General features: G+C 38.2%; 16 protein-coding genes. 4 read left to right on the top strand and 12 right to left on the bottom strand.

Going from position 1 to position 21,315, the window contains the following annotated elements; genetic code table 11:
* Positions 1-97: 97 nt before the first annotated feature.
* The gene (gene fcl / locus AC23ME_RS00315; RefSeq protein ID WP_487725754.1) at positions 98-1,024 is read right to left on the bottom strand and encodes a GDP-L-fucose synthase; all 927 of its coding nucleotides are present in this window, start codon (positions 1,022-1,024) and stop codon (positions 98-100) included.
* A gap of 35 nt (positions 1,025-1,059) precedes the next feature.
* Positions 1,060-2,988, bottom strand: coding sequence for a 1-deoxy-D-xylulose-5-phosphate synthase (gene dxs, locus AC23ME_RS00310; protein WP_487725753.1), 1,929 nt, complete (start codon positions 2,986-2,988; stop codon positions 1,060-1,062).
* Between the two features lie 183 nt (positions 2,989-3,171).
* On the opposite strand from dxs, the gene glyA reads away from it, so the two are divergent.
* A complete protein-coding gene (glyA, locus tag AC23ME_RS00305) occupies positions 3,172-4,443 on the top strand; it encodes a serine hydroxymethyltransferase (protein ID WP_487725752.1) in 1,272 nt (423 codons plus the stop codon).
* Positions 4,444-4,471: 28 nt separating this feature from the next.
* On the top strand, positions 4,472-7,228 hold the full coding sequence (locus tag AC23ME_RS00300) for a PAS domain S-box protein (protein ID WP_487725751.1): 2,757 nt from the start codon (positions 4,472-4,474) through the stop codon (positions 7,226-7,228).
* Between the two features lie 216 nt (positions 7,229-7,444).
* Here the strand turns inward: AC23ME_RS00300 and AC23ME_RS00295 are convergent, their stop codons facing one another.
* From AC23ME_RS00295 to AC23ME_RS00260, 8 genes are all read right to left on the bottom strand, one after another.
* A complete protein-coding gene (locus AC23ME_RS00295; protein WP_487725750.1) occupies positions 7,445-8,830 on the bottom strand; it encodes a hypothetical protein in 1,386 nt (461 codons plus the stop codon).
* 75 nt (positions 8,831-8,905) lie between these two features.
* Positions 8,906-9,604 carry a ComF family protein gene (locus AC23ME_RS00290; RefSeq protein ID WP_487725749.1) on the bottom strand — a complete coding sequence of 233 codons (699 nt, stop codon included), beginning with the start codon at positions 9,602-9,604 and terminating at the stop codon, positions 8,906-8,908.
* A 36-nt stretch (positions 9,605-9,640) separates the two neighbouring features.
* Positions 9,641-10,690 carry a dual-specificity RNA methyltransferase RlmN gene (gene rlmN, locus AC23ME_RS00285; RefSeq protein ID WP_487725748.1) on the bottom strand — a complete coding sequence of 350 codons (1,050 nt, stop codon included), beginning with the start codon at positions 10,688-10,690 and terminating at the stop codon, positions 9,641-9,643.
* A gap of 82 nt (positions 10,691-10,772) precedes the next feature.
* Complete coding sequence (locus tag AC23ME_RS00280) at positions 10,773-12,308, bottom strand: flotillin family protein (protein ID WP_487725747.1); 1,536 nt, start codon at positions 12,306-12,308, stop codon at positions 10,773-10,775.
* A gap of 1 nt (position 12,309) precedes the next feature.
* Positions 12,310-12,786 (bottom strand): NfeD family protein, encoded by a 477-nt coding sequence (locus AC23ME_RS00275; RefSeq protein ID WP_487725746.1) that lies wholly within the window; start codon positions 12,784-12,786, stop codon positions 12,310-12,312.
* A 183-nt stretch (positions 12,787-12,969) separates the two neighbouring features.
* A complete protein-coding gene (gene rluF / locus AC23ME_RS00270) occupies positions 12,970-13,887 on the bottom strand; it encodes a 23S rRNA pseudouridine(2604) synthase RluF (RefSeq protein WP_487725745.1) in 918 nt (305 codons plus the stop codon).
* A 162-nt stretch (positions 13,888-14,049) separates the two neighbouring features.
* Positions 14,050-14,547: a DinB family protein gene (locus tag AC23ME_RS00265; protein WP_487725744.1), complete on the bottom strand. Its 498-nt coding sequence runs from the start codon at positions 14,545-14,547 to the stop codon at positions 14,050-14,052.
* 508 nt (positions 14,548-15,055) lie between these two features.
* Positions 15,056-15,745, bottom strand: a complete 690-nt coding sequence (locus tag AC23ME_RS00260) for a helix-turn-helix transcriptional regulator (RefSeq protein WP_487725743.1) — start codon at positions 15,743-15,745, stop codon at positions 15,056-15,058.
* Between the two features lie 151 nt (positions 15,746-15,896).
* Here AC23ME_RS00260 and AC23ME_RS00255 point away from each other — a divergent pair, with 151 nt between their 5' ends.
* Both AC23ME_RS00255 and AC23ME_RS00250 read left to right on the top strand, forming a co-directional pair.
* Positions 15,897-18,365: an ATP-binding protein gene (locus AC23ME_RS00255; protein ID WP_487725742.1), complete on the top strand. Its 2,469-nt coding sequence runs from the start codon at positions 15,897-15,899 to the stop codon at positions 18,363-18,365.
* Between the two features lie 112 nt (positions 18,366-18,477).
* Positions 18,478-19,266 (top strand): Cof-type HAD-IIB family hydrolase, encoded by a 789-nt coding sequence (locus tag AC23ME_RS00250; protein WP_487725741.1) that lies wholly within the window; start codon positions 18,478-18,480, stop codon positions 19,264-19,266.
* A 236-nt stretch (positions 19,267-19,502) separates the two neighbouring features.
* Here AC23ME_RS00250 and AC23ME_RS00245 read toward each other — a convergent pair whose 3' ends face one another.
* Together AC23ME_RS00245 and AC23ME_RS00240 are read right to left on the bottom strand one after the other, a co-directional pair.
* The gene (locus tag AC23ME_RS00245; RefSeq protein ID WP_487725740.1) at positions 19,503-20,822 is read right to left on the bottom strand and encodes a sigma-54-dependent transcriptional regulator; all 1,320 of its coding nucleotides are present in this window, start codon (positions 20,820-20,822) and stop codon (positions 19,503-19,505) included.
* A gap of 77 nt (positions 20,823-20,899) precedes the next feature.
* Positions 20,900-21,205: a hypothetical protein gene (locus tag AC23ME_RS00240; RefSeq protein WP_487725739.1), complete on the bottom strand. Its 306-nt coding sequence runs from the start codon at positions 21,203-21,205 to the stop codon at positions 20,900-20,902.
* Positions 21,206-21,315 lie beyond the last annotated feature (110 nt).

Raw genomic sequence — 21,315 nt, 5'->3', positions numbered from 1 at the left:
AACCTTTAAAAATCAATAAACAAAGAAAGTTAAACTTCGTAAGTCTTGTTACAGCATAAGAAAAGTCCTGATTTGAATTCAAATCAGGACTTTTCTTTTATTTCTTGCTTAGATAATCTTGATAGGCAAGTTTTAAACCTTCTTCCAATTCTATTTGGTGCTTCCAGCCTAAGTTATGAAGCTTAGAAACATCCATCAGTTTACGTGGTGTGCCATCTGGTTTGCTCGTATCGAATACCAGCTCTCCTTCAAATCCTACAGTTTTCTTAACGGCTAAAGCTAAGTCTTTAATGGTTAAATCTTCTCCGGTACCAATGTTAATTAAAGTTGGCTCGCTATAGTTTTCCATTAGGTAATAACAAGCGTCAGCTAAATCATCTGCGTATAGAAACTCACGCATCGGCGAGCCTGTTCCCCAAATAACAACTTCTTTGCTGCCGTCATTTTTAGCTTCATCAAACTTTCTAATTAAAGCAGGTAAAACGTGAGAATTTTCTGGGTGATAGTTATCGTTTAAGCCATATAAATTAGTAGGCATTACCGAAATGAAGTTACAGCCATATTGTTCTCTGTAAGCATCACACATTTTAATCCCGGCTATTTTAGCGATAGCGTAAGGCTCGTTTGTAGGCTCTAAGGTTCCAGTCAACAAATAATCTTCTTTAAGTGGCTGGGGGGCCAATTTCGGATAAATACAGCTTGAGCCTAAAAACATCAGTTTAGTTACGTTATTCAAATAAGATTGATGAATAACGTTGTTCTGAATAGCCAAGTTCTCGTAAAGGAAATCTGCTCTGTAAGTGTTGTTCGCTACAATACCACCAACTTTAGCCGCTGCTAAAAATACGTAATCAGGTTTTTCGGCTGCAAAAAAATCGGCTACTGCTTGTTGGTTACGTAAATCTAACTCTTTTGAAGTTCTAGTGATGATATTTTGATAACCTTCTTTTTGAAGTTTACGATAAATGGCAGAGCCTACCATACCTCGGTGGCCTGCTACGAAGATTTTAGAATTCTTTTCCAATTGAGTGTTATTTGTCAGCCTGCGCTTTTCGAAGACTAAGAAGCCATTATTTTAGTTGGTCTGCTTACTGCAACTTTTTTTACTGCTTGGATAATTGCAGTAGTATCATAGCCACAAAGTGCCCATAACTCTGGTTGCTCTCCGTGTTCTACAATCTCGTCAGGAATACCAAGTCTAGTCACGTTAGATTTATAACCGTTATCAGCCATAAACTCTAAAACCGCACTTCCCATTCCACCTTGTAAGCAACCATCTTCTACCGTAATTACATTTTTAAAACGAGTAAATACATCGTGAAGCAATTCTGCGTCTAAAGGCTTTACAAAACGTAAATCGTAGTGTGCAGGGTTAATGCCATCGCTGTTCAACTCTTTACAAGCTTCAACAGCAAAATTACCAACATGACCAATGGTTAAGATGGCAACATCTTCGCCATCACACACCTTACGACCTTTACCAACTTGTAGTTCATTTAATGGACGTTTCCAATCTGGCAACATTCCATTTCCTCTTGGGTAACGAATAGTAAATGGACCTTTGTTTTCCAACTGTGCGGTGTACATCATGTTGCGCAATTCCTCCTCATTCATAGGAGAAGCAACTGTCATATTTGGAATGCAGCGCATGAAAGCTAAATCATAAGCACCGTGATGCGTTGCACCATCAGCGCCAGCTAAACCAGCTCTATCTAAACAAAATACTACATTCAAGTTCTGTATCGCCACATCGTGGATAACTTGGTCGTAAGCCCTTTGCATAAAACTAGAGTAGATATTACAGAAAGGAACCAATCCTTGGGTTGCTAAACCGGCAGAAAAAGTTACTGCATGTTGTTCGGCAATACCTACGTCAAAAGCTCTGTCTGGCATTGCTTTCATCATGATATTTAACGAACAACCCGATGGCATTGCAGGTGTAATACCCACAATTTTTTTATTTGCTTCCGCTAATTCCACCATAGTATGTCCAAAAACATCTTGGTATTTTGGTGGTTGCGGTTTATCTGGAACAGATTTTTTAATCTCTCCCGTGATTTTATCGAATAAACCTGGTGCATGCCATTTGGTTTGGTCTTTTTCCGCCAATGCGAAACCTTTGCCTTTAACCGTAACGCAATGCAATAATTTAGGACCAGGAATATCTTTTAAATCTTTGATGATAGCCGCTAAACGCTTCACGTCATGGCCATCTACCGGACCAAAATATCTGAAATTTAAAGCTTCGAAAAGGTTACTCTGTTTTAGCAAAGTACCTTTAATGCTTTTTTGAATTTTCTTTACGTATTTCTGTGCGTTTGGCCCAAGCTCCGAAAGTTTGGTCAGCACATTGAAAACATCATCCCTAAAACGATTGTATGATTTAGAAGTAGTGATGCTCGTTAAATATTCTTTTAATGCCCCAACGTTCGGGTCAATCGACATGCAATTGTCGTTCAAAATCACCAAAACGTTAGATTTCTCAATGCCAGCATGGTTTAAACCTTCAAAAGCTAAACCTGCAGTCATAGCGCCATCGCCAATTACGGCAACGTGTTGTCTATCTTTTTCGCCTTTGTAATGAGAAGCCACAGCCATACCCAAAGCTGCAGAAATAGAAGTAGAAGAGTGGCCTACACCAAAAGTATCATATTCGCTTTCGCTGATTTTTGGAAACCCACTGATGCCATTAATAATCCTGTTGGTATGAAATTGGTCCTTTCTTCCTGTTAAGATTTTATGACCATAAGCCTGATGGCCGACGTCCCAAATCAACTTATCGTAAGGAGTATTGAGCGCATAATGCAAAGCAACAGTTAGCTCTACCACACCTAAACTCGCTCCAAAATGCCCACCGTTAACACTCACTACATCAATGATATACTGACGTAACTCTTGACAAATCTGCTCCAGTTCCTGCTCACTATATTTCTTTAAATCCTCTGGATAATTTATAGTAGATAATAAGGCTCCTGTTTTTACTTCCATGCAATGTTATAAAAGCACAAATTACGGTATTTTGTTTAATAAATTTATCAATAAAAGTTCCAAATAGGTAGAATGTGCCGACCAATGCTAATGAGGATGACTTAGTTATCCGCATTTGTTCATTGTATTCCCTAATAATTTGAGTATTTTTACCGAAACAAACACATATTTCCAATTCCAATAATGAACAGAGACACATTAGTTTTCGATTTAATTGACAAAGAATTAGACAGACAAGAACACGGTTTAGAGCTTATTGCTTCTGAAAACTTCGTTAGCAAGCAAGTAATGGAAGCTGCGGGGTCGGTATTAACTAACAAATACGCTGAAGGTTTACCAGGGAAACGTTACTATGGAGGTTGCCAAGTGGTAGACGAAATAGAAAACATCGCTATCGACAGAGCTAAAAAACTTTTCGGTGCTGCATGGGTAAACGTACAACCACACTCAGGAGCACAAGCTAATGCTGCGGTAATGTTAGCTGTAATTCAACCTGGCGATAAAATTTTAGGTTTCGATTTGTCTCACGGTGGTCACTTAACTCACGGTTCTCCTGTTAATTTCTCTGGAAAATTATATCAACCTTTGTTCTACGGAGTTAAAAAGGAAGATGGTAAAATTGACTATGCAAAATTGGAAGAAGTTGCATTGGCCGAAAAACCAAAATTGATTATCTGCGGTGCTTCTGCTTACTCGAGAGAGTGGGATTATGCTTTTATCCGCAAGGTAGCAGACCAAATTGGTGCTTTGGTATTGGCAGATATTTCTCACCCAGCAGGTTTTATCGCTAAAGGCTTATTAGACAATCCACTTCCTCATTGCCATATTGTAACTACAACTACGCACAAAACCTTAAGAGGTCCACGTGGTGGGATGATTATGATGGGTAAAGATTTTGAAAATCCTTGGGGTTTAAAAACACCGAAAGGCGAAACTAGAATGATGTCTAACTTATTAGATATGGCTGTTTTCCCTGGTACACAAGGTGGTCCATTAGAGCACATCATCGCTGCTAAAGCAATTGCATTTGGCGAAGCTTTAACAGATGAGTATGGCGATTATATCAAGCAAGTTGGTGTAAATGCACAAGCTATGGCTAAAGCGTTTGTAGCTAAAGGATACGGAATTATCTCAGGTGGTACAGATAACCACTTGATGTTAATTGACCTTAGAAACAAGAATATCACAGGTAAAGCTGCTGAAGAAGCTTTAGGCAAAGCCGATATCACTGTTAATAAAAATATGGTGCCATTTGACGATAAATCTCCATTTGTAACATCAGGATTTAGAGTAGGTACTGCTGCGATTACTTCTAGAGGTTTTAAAGCAGAACAAATGGAAGAAATTGTTGACTTGATTGATGAAGCATTGATGAATGCTGGCGATGACCAAGTACTTGAGGCAGTAAAAACTAAAGTTCAAGCCTTAGTAAGTCGTTTTCCACTTTATAAATAGTTATATTCGGTTTTAATTACCGAATAATATGTTAAATGTACCTTCTCCAAGTTCTCAGATGGAAGAGCGCCGCTTGGCCGCACTTTATTCTTACGATGTACTTGGAGAAGGACTTAACAATGAACTAGATAACCTAGTTAAATTAGCTGCTCAAATCGCCTCTACCAAAAAAGCCTATATCAGTTTCATTGATAAAGAAAACATTGTCTTTAAGGCTACTTATGGTTTAATTACTCAGCAACGTATTTTTAGCAGAGAAGGCAGCATTTGCCAATATGCGATGTATAAAGACATCTACCTTGCGCCAGACCTTAGATTAACAGAAGAGTTTCATGATAATGGATTAATTTCTTCGCAGGATAATATCTTGTTTTACGCCAGTGTGCCATTGATAGATGCTGATGGTTATGCCTTGGGCTGTTTGTGCGTAGTAGACGATTGCGTGAAAGAACTTACATCGCTGCAAACGGAAGCTTTGCAAACTTTGTCTCTACAAATTATTACGCAACTTTCCTTAAGGAGAAAAAATCTTCAGTTAGAGGTTCAAACCAAACGTTCAGAAGAATTTATCAATGTATTTGAGGCTTCTCCCGAAATTCACTGTATTTTAACTAGAGACGGCGATATTATTTTTACCAACCAAGCTGCCAAAAAATTACTTGGATACGAGATTGAAGATGTGTTGGGTAAAAGTATGTGGAGCTTTTGCCATAGTGAAGATATTTTTAAGATTATAAGTTATATTGAAGAAGGACTAAAAGAGGGTAAAAAGCAGTTCTTTTTAGATTTTCGGGTTGTTGACAAAGCAAAACAGATTAAGTGGCTGAGCTGGATTATGGTCGCCAAAGACGATAGGTGGTATAGCTACGGAAGAGATATTACAGAAAAGAAGCGCTTAGAAACTGAACTTACCCACTTGTCGTTTGTGGCAAGCAAAGTGAATAACGGTGTGGTAATTAGCGATGATTATAATCGCGTTAGTTGGGCAAATGATGCCTTTACACAAATTACCGGCTTTACTTTAGAAGATATTCAGGGTAAGCCATTGGGCGATTTAATTAGGGGACCAGAAACCGATTGGTCTGTAATTGAGGAAGCTAGAAAGCTGATTAGCGAAAAGAAATCTTTCACAGTTGATATTCTGGCTTATCGAAAAGACAAAAGAAAAATTTGGCTTTCCATTTACAGTACAATAATTTTAAGTGAAGACGGAGAGGTAGAAACAGAAATTGAGATTATTTTAGATATTACAGATAAGAAAAAAGCTGAGCAAGAGCTGGAAGTATTGTCTACAGTTGCGAGTAAATCTCACACAGGTGTTGCAATTTGTAGCCAAAATGGAGAGATTACTTGGGTTAATGAAGCTTTAGAACAGCTGATAGGTTACTCTTCTGCAGAATTATCTGGTAAATTATTGGGTGATGTACTTTCTACTGATGAAACAGATAGACAAGTAATATTGAAGGCTAGAGAAGCATCCGAGCATCAGCAATCTTTCTCAATTGAAGTATTAGCGCAAAAGAAAGATGGAACAGATGTTTGGCTTGCCGTTTCTAATACACCAATTATAAGTAAGGGAAAAGTAGAGCGATATGTAGAGCTGATTACCGATATTACGGAGCGTAAGCAGGTAGAACGTGATATTTTGCTAGCCAAAGAACAGGCTTTGCAGCTAAGTGAAGCTAAGGAAATGTTCCTTTCGGTAATGAGCCACGAGATACGCACTCCGTTGAATGCTATTATCGGCATGACGCATTTGCTCATCGAAAATGATCCTAAGCCATCTCAAACCGAAGATCTTAATATCTTGAAGTTCTCTAGCGAAAACTTGCTGAATATAATTAACGATGTGCTTGATTTCACCAAAATTGAAACAGGAAATTTGCATTTGGAGTTTTTGCCAACCAACCTCCATCATTTATGTAACGATATCATTAACTCGCTACAAGTAAGCGCCGCTAAACAGAAAAACTCTTTAAAGCTTGCTTTTGATAGTCAGATACCTCATTTAATACTTGCGGATAAAACCAGACTTTACCAAATACTGATGAACTTGTTGGGTAACGCCATCAAGTTTACCACAAACGGTAATGTTGATTTGTTACTGAAATTGGTAAAAGAAGGTTCTGATAATATTGAAATTCAATTTGAAGTTAGAGATAATGGTATTGGTATTCCATCGGATAAGAAAGAATACATTTTTGAGACTTTTACACAAGCGAAAGCAGATATTTCTAGAAAATATGGAGGCACAGGCTTGGGGCTTGCAATAACCAAGAAGTTGTTGAAACTATATAACTCTGAAGTAAGAGTAGACAGCATAGAGGGGAAGGGGACAACATTCTCTTTTACAATTAGTTTTGGTAAATCATCTCAAAAGGCTTTGCAGGAAAAAACTAAAGCCGTAGATTTTGATGGAAAAAGGGTTTTAATTGTAGATGATAATGAAATTAATATTCTTATTGCAAAACGAATCTTGATGAAGTGGGGATTGCGTATTGATTTTGCATCTGACGGTTATAAGGCGATTGAGCATATTACCAAAAACCATTACGACTTGGTATTTATGGATATTAAAATGCCTGGAATAAATGGTTTTGAAACTACAATAATTGTTAGGGGAATGGAACAAGAGTATTATAAAAACTTGCCAATAGTTGCACTTACAGCCTCTACTTTGCACGACGAAGAAAGTAAATTTAAAGAAAGCGGCATGAATGGTCATGTGTTAAAACCATTTAATCCGAGTGAGATCAAAAAGGTTTTAATGGATTTTTTGGGATAATTGAGTTTTAGGACTGATTTACTGACCCTGAATTTATTTTACTGCGTAACTTTTCGCTTCGCTACAGGTCAGCATCGGCTTTCATGTTCGGCGGATTATTAAAAGTAAAGGGCCGATATTCCGTATGGAACTATCGACCCTTACCATCTAAATTAACGCTCTCGATATAATAAACGAGAAGCGTGGTCAAAAAGTTTTTGAAAGATTGATATTTTTTTAATTATTCTCGTAACATCCTAATTCAGAAGGAAATAATCTTTCGTTTGCTAAAATGTCTTTCGATAAATAAGACGAAAAGTAAGGATGCGATGATAAATTTATGCCTTTGTTTTTAGCTGGACTGTTTTCAGAAATCTTGAAGTTTCCTTGTCTTGTGTTGATGAAAAGCGGATCTGAATTAATTAGGTTTCCGTTTGTGTTAAATTCAGCTTTTGTTGTTTTAATTAAGTTGTTTTTAATATCAACGACAGAAACTGCACTCGACTTTTTTTCTATCAATAGTTCATCTTCCAAACTGCCCCAAATGATATTGTTGGTTAAGCTCGCTCTTAATGGTGCAAATTCGGTAGCGCTAATGAAATCGGATAGATGCACTGCCGAAGTTCGTCGTGCAAAATTAAAGTTATATGCGGCGAAAGTATTTTGAGCTAAATCGTAATTGCCACCACCAATGCCGTAAATTAAGTATTGTCCACAATTATAAAAGAGATTGTTAAAGGCTGCTACTTCGGTATGATAGCCAAGCAAGCCAACAACTTGCATGTTCTTAACCACAGTATTTGCCAACACCAATTTCGGATTACTATTCACCGACAACGAATCTACAGTAATACCTGCAATGCCATTTTTAATGGTGGCGTAATTGATAATAGAATTTTTACTAGTGCCGTAAATATGGATGCCATTCCATTGTCCAGGTTCTTCTTCGTAAATACGCTCAGTTCTATCGCTGGCTAATAGAATGGTATCTTTTCTTGTTCCTACTGCGTTCAGTGTCCCTTTGATGTGCATTGTGGCTCCGTTATGGAACAAAACCCTCGTTCCCGGAGCAATGTTTAGCGTTGCACTCTCTTCAACAGTAATAGAATTAGAGATGATATACGGTAATTTACTATCCCAAGAGGTATTCGTTTTTATAGAGGCATTTTTGAGGAAAATGGCATTTTGACCGTATGCGAGTAGTGGTATTTTTTCCTTTTTGCCATTGAAGAACATCAAGATTGAGTCTTGTACAATAAATGGCTGATTTTCTGCAGTTGGATTAATGTTAACTCTAACTAATATATTGATAGAATCTTTGCCGTTAATTTTAACGTTTTTCCCATCAACAATTTGCCTCCCATTTACATTCATCACGAACGAGGAATTGGCACCCCCACCAATCTTTATTTCATCTAAGTTGATAGCTTTTTCGTTATAATTGAATATTTTAAATCTGCGAACGGTCGATCCTATAGACGTAAAAACCGTGTCGAACAATACACTGTCAGTAGAAAAACTGAGCTTCGCATTAGGGTCAAAAGTGATGTCCTCATCTTTATTGCAAGCCGCAAAAGATAAAGTGACTATAGTTATTAAGAAAAGTAGAACTCTATTTTTCATCTGTTTTTTTATAAATTTTTATTTGTCAGATGGAGCTTACAAAGATTAAAACCAATTAAAATCTTTGACGGTTCATTATTCTGCAAATGCTACAGCAGCGATGCTCAATTTTTTAATTCCATTGTTTAGCAAGACATTTCCGCAAGCTTCTAATGTAGCCCCAGTAGTAACTACATCATCTACTAAAAGGATGTGTTTTTCTGCGAGCTCTTCGGCTTTAATAACGCTAAAAACATCTTGCATGTTTTCGTAACGCGTATATCTTGCTTTTTTGGTTTGGCTTTCGGTAGATTTATCACGCAGTAAATATTTTGTACTCACTGCTATTCCTAGTTCTTCTGCCAAACCAGTTGCAATATACTCACTTTGATTGTAACCTCGAGTTCTCATTTTCTTTTGATGTAATGGAACTGGAATTACCACATCGACATCCGCATAAAGGTCGCTCTCTGCTAGTTTTTTCGCCAATAGCTTTCCAAGCATAACACCAATTTCGGTTTTACCGTCATATTTTAATCCATGAATGAGATTTTGAACCTTAGTACCTTTCTTAAAATACAACATCGCCATTGCTGCGTTTACTGGTAATCTGCCCCAAAGCTGTTTGGCCACCAAATTCTCTCCATGCAAGTGAAAATCTGTATAAGGCAAATCATAAAGACACTTGGTACAAATGTCTTTTTCTCCGTGATAAAGTAACTTGCCACAACCATTGCATAGTTCTGGAAAAAGTAGATTGATGAGATCTTCGGTATAACGTTTCAAGGCAAACATTATACAATTTACTAAATATTAGTTGATTAAGAAAGGTTAAGCTTTTTCCTTTACCGCCAGCTGTCCACAAGCGGCGTCGATATCTTTACCTCTACTACGTCTGATATTGGTAGTGATGCCTTGTTTCTTTAGATAATTTGCAAAAGCATCAATTTTATCGCCTTCAGCATTAATGAAATCTGCAAATTGAATTGGGTTGTATTCAATTAAGTTTACTTTACAAGGTACGTGTTTACAGAATTTGGCCAATTCCATTGCATCTTGTATTTCATCATTAAAGTTATTGAAAACGATGTACTCGTAAGTAACTGGATTTTTAGTTTTCTGGAAATAATATTTCAATGCTTCGGCCAATGCCTTTAAAGAGTTATGCTCTGTAATTGGCATAATTTCGTGACGTTTTTGGTCGTTTGCAGCGTGAAGTGAAAGTGCCAAATTGAATTTTACTCCGTCATCACCTAGCTTTTTAATCATTTTGGCGATACCAGCCGTAGAAACCGTGATACGTTTGTACGACATGTTCAAGCCGTCTGGTGCAGTAATACGATCGATAGATTTCAGTACATTGGCGTAATTCAACAAGGGCTCGCCCATCCCCATGTACACAATGTTGGTGAGGGGAATATTGTAGTTTTTCTTCGCCTGTTGGTCAATTAATACCACTTGGTCGTAAATCTCATCTGCATTTAAATTACGAACACGATCCATGTAGCCAGTTGCGCAGAATTTGCAGGTTAAACTGCAGCCTACCTGTGAACTTACACAGGCAGTCATTCTTTCTTCTGTAGGAATTAAAACGCCCTCAACGATATTGCCATCATGTAATTTAAAAGCATTTTTGATGGTATGGTCGTTACTGAATTGTGCGTTGCTAATTTCGACGGTATTAATGGCATAGCCTTCGCTCAGTTTCTTGCGCAAATCTTTCGAGAGATTGCTCATTTCCTCGAAATTGCGAGCAGATTTTTCCCAAAGCCATTGATAGACTTGTTTGGCCCTAAACGCAGGTTCGCCCATATCCTTAAAATGTTGGGCTAACTGTTCTGGGTTTAACGATCTGATATCTATCTTCTTTGTGCTTTGCATGAGGCTACAAAGTTACTTAAAAAGATTGAGGCTTCGAAAACCTAATTCCGAAGCCTCAAAAATGTATAAAAGCTAATTAAAATTAAGCTTTAGGATTGGTGTCGTTTGCTTCTATTGTAGGAGTCACTTCCGTATCTTCTCCTTTTAGGTAAGTAGGTAAGTTCAATCCGGCCATGTTAAACAAATCATTTAAAGGAGGTACTGTTTTCATCATGCCCGAAACAAAGTTTGCGGTAGAACCAGCACCATTTTCTCCAGTTCCGTTACCAGAATCCCAAACAGTAATTTTATCAATCTTGATGTTTTTAACCGCTTCAACTTGCGTTTTAACTAATTCAGGTAATTTTTCAATTAACAATAACTGGAAGGCCTTGGTTGGGTCGCCACCTGCAGCTGCAACCACGTCGCGGTAACCTTCTGCTTGCTTAGTTAAGATTTCGAATAAACCTTTCGCCTCTGCTTCCATTTTTGCGTAAATAGCATCAGCTTCACCTTTTGCATTTTCTCTAATAGTTTCTGCATCAGCTTGTGCTTGGATAATCGCTTTTTGTTTAGCAATTTCTGCTGGAACAACAATGTTTGCAATCTGCGTTGCTCTTTCTCTTTCAGAACGAGCCTCCTCTGCTTTTTGCTCCGCTAAGTAAGATGCTTCTAGGGCTTTCGCTTGTTGTACTTTCTCTGCGGCTACTGCGATTTTCAAAGCTTCCGCTTCCTTTTCACGACGTAAAGCATCTGAAGCGGCAATGTCAATTTTCGCTTCGTTTTCTCCTTTTACGGCGATAGCATTTGCTTCCGAAGTTTTGATACGCGTATCTCTTTCTGCTTCTGCCTTACCAATAGCTTCGTCCTTAAAAGCAGAGGCAATACTAATCTCTCTGTCTTTTTGAGTGATAGCGATTTTAACATCACGCTCACGTTGTGTTTCTGCAATTTGTACGTCTTTTTCTCTATCAGCAATGGCTTTACCGGTTTCACCGATTTTAGTTTGTTCAGCAACGCTGATGATCGCTTCGTTGATCGCTTTCGCTGCGGCTTCTTTACCTAAAGCTTCAATATAGCCAGATTCGTCTTTGATATCCGTTACGTTTACGTTGATCAATTTTAAGCCGATTTTCTTTAACTCGGTATCTACGTTTTTAGAGATATTATCTAAGAATTTATCACGGTCAGAGTTAATTTCTTCGATAGTCATAGTAGCAATAACCAAACGTAACTGACCAAATAGGATATCTTTCGATAATTCTTGAATATCAGCAGGTGCTAAACCTAATAAACGTTCAGCTGCGTTGTTCATGCTATCTGCTTCGGTAGAAATAGCAATGGTGAAACGACAAGGGACATCTACACGGATGTTTTGTCTACTCAATGCGTTAACCAAATTTGCTTCGATTGAAATTGGCTTCAAATCTAGATAAGCAAAGTCTTGAATTACTGGCCAAATGAAAGCACCACCACCGTGGATACATTTTGCGGATGTACCACCAGTTTTTCCATAAATCACTAGGATTTTATCGGAAGGACAACGTTTGTAGCGGGCTAATAAAGCAGAGAGCGTTACGAATACAACGATAACAGCAATTAAAATTAAGGTAATAGGCGATTGTAAGAGGTTTTCCATATTATATTTTTTCTACGAGTACTAAGTTGTTACTTTCAATTTTTACGATTTTTACTGCTGCACCACTGGCAATTTGCTCATCATTGGTAATGGCATCTACTTCCTTGTAAGATCCGTTTACGCTTACTTGTATTTTACCCATGCCGGTTCTTTTTTCGGGAATACGGAGGTAAACAGAGCCACTTCTGTGCAAAAGCGAAGTAATTTTAAAGGAATTATCTTCTGCTAGTTTTTGGATTTGTTTGATGATGGCAAAGAAGATCAGGATAAAAGCAATACCTATTACTACAGAAAGAATAATGAGGATAGCTCTATTCGTAATCAAACCATAAAATGAAATGCCTGTCCAGCTAAAACCTAGCAAGAAATTGATTAAGTTCCTAAAAGAAAAAAGTTGAAAGGGAGCGTTACCGCCGTCTAAATCACCATCAAAGTCTGCATCAAGACCATCGCCAGAATCGGCACCGATAAATGTCATGACAGTTTGAACGATGAAAATGAAGCTGATAGGTATAGCAAGATACCAAAAGACCTTAAGTAAGGGTTCGAGATTGTTTAGTGCGTCCATAGATTGTAATTGTGCGTTTCTCGCTAATATAATGAAATTAGGCGATTATTGCAACACTACTTCAATAAAAAGCAGTCAAAAAAGGGGTAGGACTTATCTTCTTTTCCCTTTTGATGAGAAATTTTTAGGTTTTGCTTTTGCAGTGCTGTTTCTAGTATTTTTGTTGGGAGATTTTCCAGTAGATCTGGATGTTGTTTTAGCTCTTTTATCTACGTTAGCACCTACTTTAATTGCTTTCTGCTTGCTAAAGTCTTTTGCTGCCTTAATCGCCGATTTCTTTTGCGTTTCTACTTCTGAGCTTGAGTTGGATAAAAGTTTATAGATAGCGTTGAGCTCTTGTTCTTCTAACTCACGCCAATCGCCAACAGCAAGTCCTTTTAACGAAATATTCATGATGCGAACCCTTTCCAATCTAACAACTTCGTAACCAAAGTGCTCGCACATACGTCTTATTTGTCGGTTTAATCCTTGTATTAGTGTAACTCGCAGTACATTTGAACTCTCTTTTTTAACCTTACATTTTTTGGTCATTACACCTAATATGGGTACACCATGACCCATGCCTTCAATAAATTGGTCGGTAATGGGTTTATCAACTGTAACGATATATTCTTTTTCGTGATTGTTACCGGCACGAAGAATTTTGTTTACCAAATCGCCATTATTGGTAAGAAAAATTAAGCCTTGCGAATCTTTGTCTAACCTGCCGATAGGAAAAACACGATCGCTGTAATTTACGTGATCAACAATGTTGTCTTTAACCGAAGCTTCTGTGGTGCTAGTTACGCCTACAGGTTTATTATACGCTAAAATTACGGTGTTGTCTGCTTCGCGAGCTTCAATTTTTTGTCCGTTTACGCTTACTACATCACCTACAGCAACTTTATCGCCTACTTTTGCTCTTTTGCCGTTGATAAAAACCTGACCTAACTCAATGAATCTATCGGCAGCCCGTCTTGAGCAAAGTCCGCTTTCGCTGATGTATTTATTTAAACGAGTGGTGTTATCCATAATTGGTTCTTCGAAGATGCAAAGTAACCAATTCTAATTTGAATATCTTGTTGAAGGCTTCAAAAAATGAAACCACATAGGCACATAGGTCTGTATGCAATAAGGCAAGATCTATTTCAATTCCAAAGCTACCTTGACTATGTGTCTATGTGGTTATAGGAATTAGAAATTCTGCTCGTCGGCACTTGGACCATAAGATCCAGGAATTGGAATGTTAAGCAAACGAAGGTAAACACCTAATTGAGCTCTGTGGTGTGTAATTTGATTGAGCGACACTCTGATAAGTCCGTATTTAGTCATTTCGGCATGAATTTGTTCGCCAGTACGTAAAACCCAAGGTTTTTCTAGAAATGCTTCTTCAACTTCTGTTAGACTGGCCAAGCTTTCTGCTAAGCCTTTGTCTAAAATGGCAATTAGTTGATCGTTATTTTCAACTTTTGTAGGATTATAAGGAGCAGTTGCGAAATCGAGCTCGTCGGTTTCTACACCTAACTTAGGCCAGCTAAATAGATCAGCAATGTGCGTTACCAAATCCATCATTTTCATACTTTTCTCATGTGGTGCATAATCAGGCCTGTCGAAAGGTACTAACGCTAAAAATTTACGGGTAGTTGCAGCCTCTTCGGTTAGTTCGTGTTTTAATAATTTGATGATATCCATAACGTTTATTTTTTTGTTAAAACAAAGTTGAGAACCGGGAGTGACAACCCTATGGCAGTGGGAAATTGATGAGAAAATATTTTTTGTCTCTTTGTTATTTCCATGTTGGTGGGAACAAAAAGTGCTCAGCGAAGCTAATGTTAGATAGGATTTTTATTGGAACTTTCGCATTACGATACCCAACCGAGTTGGGTATGACGACAATTGGAGGGCTTTGCGTCCTTTGCGAACACTTAATTAATCTTTGCGGTTTTATTTTTAACGCAAAGCGATAGAAGAATCGCTAAGGGCGCAAAAGTAGAAGCTTGCTTTGTTAAATAAGCCCGATTGCAGCGGAATACTTTTTGGTACGTCATTTCGACGAGGTACGAGGAGAAATCTGTGTGTCATTGCTCCTGTCTGACAGATTTCTCTCTGAGTTCGAAATGACGGAAACAGTATACAAAAAGATTGTAGCGGAAAGCGGGGCTGCAATTGCCGATGTTGGAAGGAAATCGCTTTCTAAAAACTAATAATCTACAGGAAGTTGTTTCATGTAATCGTTAATGCTGATGTGCGATGACAGGGTAAAAGGCAGCGAGGAACAATTGAGTTGCAGGATGTTGTTCACCTTGAAATCTCGATAGGAATTTCGCAGATGGCAATAGCCAATTAAGTGCCAAGAAAAAGCGTAGAAAATTAATCCGATTGGTTCTAAGCGGCGCTCGCTAATTTCTTCTTTGTAATTTTTGTATTTGATGGAAATGACGTTCTTATCGGCAATGGCGTTTTGTAGCAAAGAAAGATACTCGACATCGCTGTGCAAACGTTTTGGAAGCTGAAGCCTGATGTTCTCATTCAAGTTCTCCAAAATTTCTTTCTGATTACTTTTCAGTACGTTTTTAACTTTATCTAGCGCACTGTGGTAATGCTGTTTGATAGACTTATCGGCAAAACCTTCGATGAAACGTTCCATCATTAATAGTGCACTGGCTTCGTCAGTATTAAATGAAACGGGTGGGAGGAAATATCCTTGAACGATGAAGTAGCCTTTGTTAGGTTCGAAGCTTAAGGGTACGCCTTGCTCGGCCAAAGCTTTTACATCTCTGTAAACGGTGCGAACGCTAATTTCGAACCGACTGGCAATGGTTTCGGCACTTACATGTTTTTTAGATTGCAATAAAATGAGGATGCCAAATAGCCGATCAATTCTGTTCATTTAACAAAGATATAAGATTGAAAAAAATCTGATCATGAGAATTGAAAGATTTGTAATTGATAGGGATGTAGATAGTAGGAAGATGTTAAGTAATAAAATTTTTAGATTTTGAAAACACTTTCGGTGCGTGTTTTGTGGTTACTATTTAAATATGACTTCGAAAACGCAACCTCAGAAACATTTTTTTAGGGCTACCAAAGGTAAGGTAGTGCTTGGATTCTTGTTTGCGGGTTTGGCACTGTTTATGGCCTGGGGCGTTAGTAAGTTTGTTTTTGAAGAAATATTAGGAACGGTTGAAAAAATATCGACCCCTAACGATAAGTTGAGGCTAGTTAATAAACTTTCGCACCAAATTGCCTCTTTAGATCAATTGCAGCGGGAGCCGAAAAACAATGTGAGTTTTTTTGCAGCCACACAGAAATTACGTAGAACTTTAGAGACCTTAAATACGCTTTACGATGCCGATCAGGAGCAACAAAAACGTATTTCGAAGTTAAAACAGCTACTTAAAGATCGGGATAAACAGTTTCTGCTTTATTTGGAAGTGAAGGAAAATTTGGTGAACACCCAATCGTTTTCTGAAGAGGTAGAAAAACTGAACACGCTATTTGCACAGCGAACCAGAGAAGCAGATAGTGCTGTGTTTACTACCGAAACTTCGACTTCTACTACAACAGTGGCTCCTGAAGAAGAGCAAAAATCTCGAGGCTTTTTAAGCAGATTGTTCGGTAAAAAAAAGGCAGAAGTTTACAAAATCATTAACGAAGAGTACAAGGTTAAAAAAGATACACTCAATCCGCAGGTAGAAGATAGCATTATGCGAGGCGTAGAAATTTCGTTGAAAACGATAGAAACCGAACAACGCGAAAAGAGTAACCGTTTTTTAAAGAAGGAAGCCGAATTAGCGAGTTCTAGTAGTGCGCTAACCAAGCAAATGCTGAATGTACTTCGCGAAGTGGAATCGGAGGCTCTGACACAAATAGACTCTACTGGAGAACAAGCAAGAGCTGTGGTGAGCGAGGGTGTGGAGCAAATCAAAATCATCATTATTGTGTTTTTTGTGATTACGTTGATTTTGGGTTCGTTGATTCTCATTGATATTACGAAGAATAATAGATATAGAGTGGCGCTGGAGAAAGCTAAAGAGGAGGCAGAATATCATGGTAGGGCAAAGCAGCGCTTTCTTTCTAATATGAGCCACGAAATTAGAACGCCTCTGCAAGCCATTTTGGGTTATGCCGAGTTTATTGCGCAACAAGACAGACCCGATAAAAAACATGTGGATGCGATACATCGTTCTTCGGTGCACTTGTTGCAAATTGTGAATGAAGTGCTAGATTATAACCGAATTACTTCGGGCGAGTTTAGTTTTAAGCAGGAGAATTTTGATCTTCAAAAATTGCTGGATGAGGTGTTGGATGCTGTACGTCCGTTGGCGGAAAAGAAAGGCATCAGCCTGTTGGCTAATTTTGAATTAACCGAACCACGTTGGGTAAATGGTGATGCTTTTAGGTTAAAGCAGGTGTTGTATAATTTATTGGGTAATGCCATTAAGTTTACCATGAAAGGATATGTGAAGCTTTTGGCAGATTGCAAGGAAGCAGAAGGTCTGGTGCATTGCTACTTTACTGTAGAGGATACTGGTATTGGTTTTTCGCAGAAAGATCAGGAAAAGATTTTTAAGGAGTTTGAGCAGGTAGCGAACCAAGATCATCAGGCAATTAACCAAAATGGCACTGGTTTAGGTTTGGCTATTGTGAAAACATTGGTTGATGCGCAAAAAGGTAGAATTACTGCGAAAAGTAAACCAGGTAAAGGTACTTCTTTTGTGGTTTACCTGCCTTATCAACAAGTGGATGCTCCGCTAGAAACCATTGGCTTGACGAAAGCGAAAGCTGTGGATAGAATGAAGACAGTTTGGGTGATTGACGACGATAAACTGATTTTAGAATTGTGCGATTTGATTTTCTCCGCCCATCAAATTCCATATAAAACTTTTAGCACCGCCGAGGCAATTTTGAGCGAACCAATAGACGATAATTTAACCTATGTTTTGGTGGATATGCGCTTGGAGGGAATTACAGGTATTGAGTTGCACAGAAAGCTAAAAACTAAGTTACCAGCGAAAGTGAAGTATTATGCTATTACTGCCCAGGTTTTGCCAGATGAGCAGCAGGCGGTTTTAGATCAGGGATTTGAAGGGGTGATTATCAAACCTTTTAAGGCGGAAGATCTGTTGAGCTTGTTTTCGATTTCGGCGGCAACACAAGATGTGAATTTTGATGATAGTTCTTTGCAAAAAATGACAATGGGCGATCAAGTGATGATGGGAAAGATTTTGGCCAGCTTTAAACGAGATTGCGAAGAAGATAAAATGCTATTGCAACAAAGTTTGATCGACGGAAATCAGCCGCAAGCTAGGTTGGTGGTTCACCGATTAGCTGGAAGGGTTGCCCAAATTGGTGCCAAAGATTTGGGTGCTGCGTTTAGGCAATTGGAACAAGAGATTGCTGGGGTAGAAATGCTGGATGAGACTATTCAAGCTAGCATATCAGGTTTGTCGGAACAGTTGCAGTCGTTATTGAAAACAGTATCATTTCGTATTCAGTCTTTCTCTTAAAAAATTTGCCACAGATACGCAGATTTTCTTGGGAATACTTCAGCCTAAAAAATTAACCATTTGATGATTTATCTATGCATCTGCGGCAAATAAATACTCTTAACTTTGTTCTATGCAAAATCCATCCGTAAAAGCTGTTTTTTTCGATATTGACGGTACATTACTAAGTTTCAAAACGCACAAAGTAGCTGCTTCTACAGAAAAAGCAATTGCCGATTTACAGGCTAAAGGCATTAAGACTATCCTATCTACCGGTCGTTCAATTAACAGTATCGATCATGTAAAGTATTTGAATTTTGATGGATACATTACGTTTAACGGTGGTTATTGTGCCGCAAAAGATGGAGAGCTGCTTTTTAAACAATGTATCGATGCTGATGATATCCGAGGGATTTTAGCCTATGCGAAGGAAAATTCATTGAGTTTTTCGTTCATGTCAGAGAAGGAAATCGGTATCCATGATGTTACTCCAGAAATTGCTGGAATGTATGCGCATGTGAATTTGCCAGTGCCACCGCTTATTGATTTTGATAAGGTTGATGTTGCTTCGGTTTTGCAAACAAACATTTTTTTAGGGCCGGAGCAGGAAACTGCTTTTATGGCGGCGGTAATGCCAAATTCTACAGCTTCAAGATGGACACCTTTATTTGCTGATGTGAATGCAAAAAATCAAAGCAAAAAGGTAGGTATCGATGTTTTCTGTAAACATTTCGGTATAGATTTGTCTGAAACTATGGCTTTTGGCGACGGTGGAAACGACATTGAAATGCTAAAACACGTGAATATTGGTGTAGCTATGGGCAATGCCAATCCGGAAGTAAAAGCCATTGCAGATTACGTTACGGACGATGTAGACAGTGATGGGATTTTAAATGCATTACAGCATTTTGGTATTTTGTAATTGATACTTTCACTATTCCTGATATTAATTTTTCTTCTTAAAGCGATAATGCTAGGGTTGTTTAATAGTTGTAATTGCTTCTTTAAATAAACCTTATTGTAGCGGCAGCTCCCGACAGAGTGTAACGAATGAAGGGACTACAGCGGAAAGAAGGACTTTCTGTTGGTAGTGGTAGTGGTTGTGCTTTTCAAAATAGATTAATTCGTGCTTTGCAATGCTGAAAAAAGACGAACTGCCTAATCAATGCCGTAGCGTTCCATTTTGGCGTAAAGTGTTTTTCTATCGATATTGAGCAATTTTGCCGCTTTAGATTTATTGTATTTTACTTTGGTTAAAGTTTCGGCAATTAGTGCTTTCTCGTTGCTTTCGTTTACCGCTTTCAAATCAGACGGATTGTCTAAAGGTACTTCATTTGCTACGGCAATCTTCATCTCATCTGGCAAGCTATCGGCGGTTGCCACACTACCAGCGGTAAGCAAAACCATGCGCTTTATCACGTTTCGTAGCTCACGTAAGTTACCTGGCCAATCATATTTAAGCAGTAAGCTTCGAGTTTCTTTATCTAATTCTTGTACATTCCTGTTTAGTTCTTCGTTAGATAATTTGATAAAAAGTTCGATAAAAAGCTCTAAATCTGAACCTCTTTCTCGTAAGGGCGGTAACTGAATTTTGAACTCGTTGATACGGTGGTACAAATCTTCTCGGAACTCGCCAATTTTCATGCTGTTGGCCAAATCATCGTTGGTGGCGGTAATGATACGGACATCAACTGGAACTTGTTTATTACTGCCCAAAGGTTGAATTACTCGTTCCTGTAAAGCTCTAAGTAGCTTAACCTGTACTTCGTAGCTTAGGTTTCCAATTTCATCGAGGAAAATGGTTCCGCCATTTGCGGCTTCGAAAGAACCTTTCTTATCGTTAACTGCCCCAGTAAAAGCACCTTTAATGTGTCCGAACAATTCGCTAGCTGCTAAATCTTTCGATAAAGCGCCACAATCAATAGCAATGAAAGGTTTGTTCTTTCGTTTACTTTGCTGGTGTAAAGTTCTTGCAGCAAATTCCTTTCCAGTACCACTTTCACCTTGTATCACTACAGACATATCGGTTTCGGCCACTAAATCTATATGCTGGTAAAGTCTCTGCGCTACGTCACTTTTACCACGAATAAAGTTGTTTTCGGTATTTTTTGGAGTTTCCTTTTTCTTAAGTGCATTGCTAATTACCATCAAAAGCTCGTCAGGGTTAATAGGCTTGGTGATAAAATCTGCAGCGCCTAAATGGATGGCTTTTACAGCGGTACGGACATCATTAAAAGAAGTCATGATTATTGCAGGCACAGATAAACCCGTTTCTCGTCTGTGGTTAAGCACATCTATACCAGTACCGTCTGGCAAGCGATAATCAATTAATAAGAGCTGAAAATCTTCGTTTGCGATGAGTTTGAGAGCTTTGGCAACATTACTTACGGTGGTTACTTCAAAATTGTTCTTAATTAAAAATCCTTCAATAATCTGAGCGAAAGTGCTGTCGTCTTCAATAATTAAAACAGATGCCATATATACAAAAATAGGAAAAGCCAGTATTATATAACTGACTTTTCCCGCTTTTAGTTTTAAGAATATAATAGATTTAACTATTCTACTGGTTTACCTTCAGCGTCGAATTTTAATGAAGCTGTTTCTTCTTCTTTCTTCACATCAACTTGGAAGTAGGTTTTATCACCATCTTTTACACTGAATGCTGCTGTTGGTGTCCAAGCTTTGTACGGATCTGTTGCCAATACTGTTTTAATTGCATCTGGTAACGCCGATAATTCTATTGGCGTTTTTACAACACTGTCTTGTACAGTTACCATTTCTACTTTATTGATTGAAGCCTGTGCTTGAGTTGCTGTAAAACCTGCGAATGCTACGATAGCTGCTACAAATAACTTTTTCATAATATCTATTTTTAAGTTTAATACATTTTGTGAATTATACTAAGTAATGCTACATAATGATGCCAACAAGGATTTGATGTTGTGCCAAAACTTTAATTATTTGAAAATCA

This window comes from Pedobacter sp. T50_32, assembly GCF_057652195.1.
This window is presented reverse-complemented; position numbering and strand designations above follow the sequence as displayed.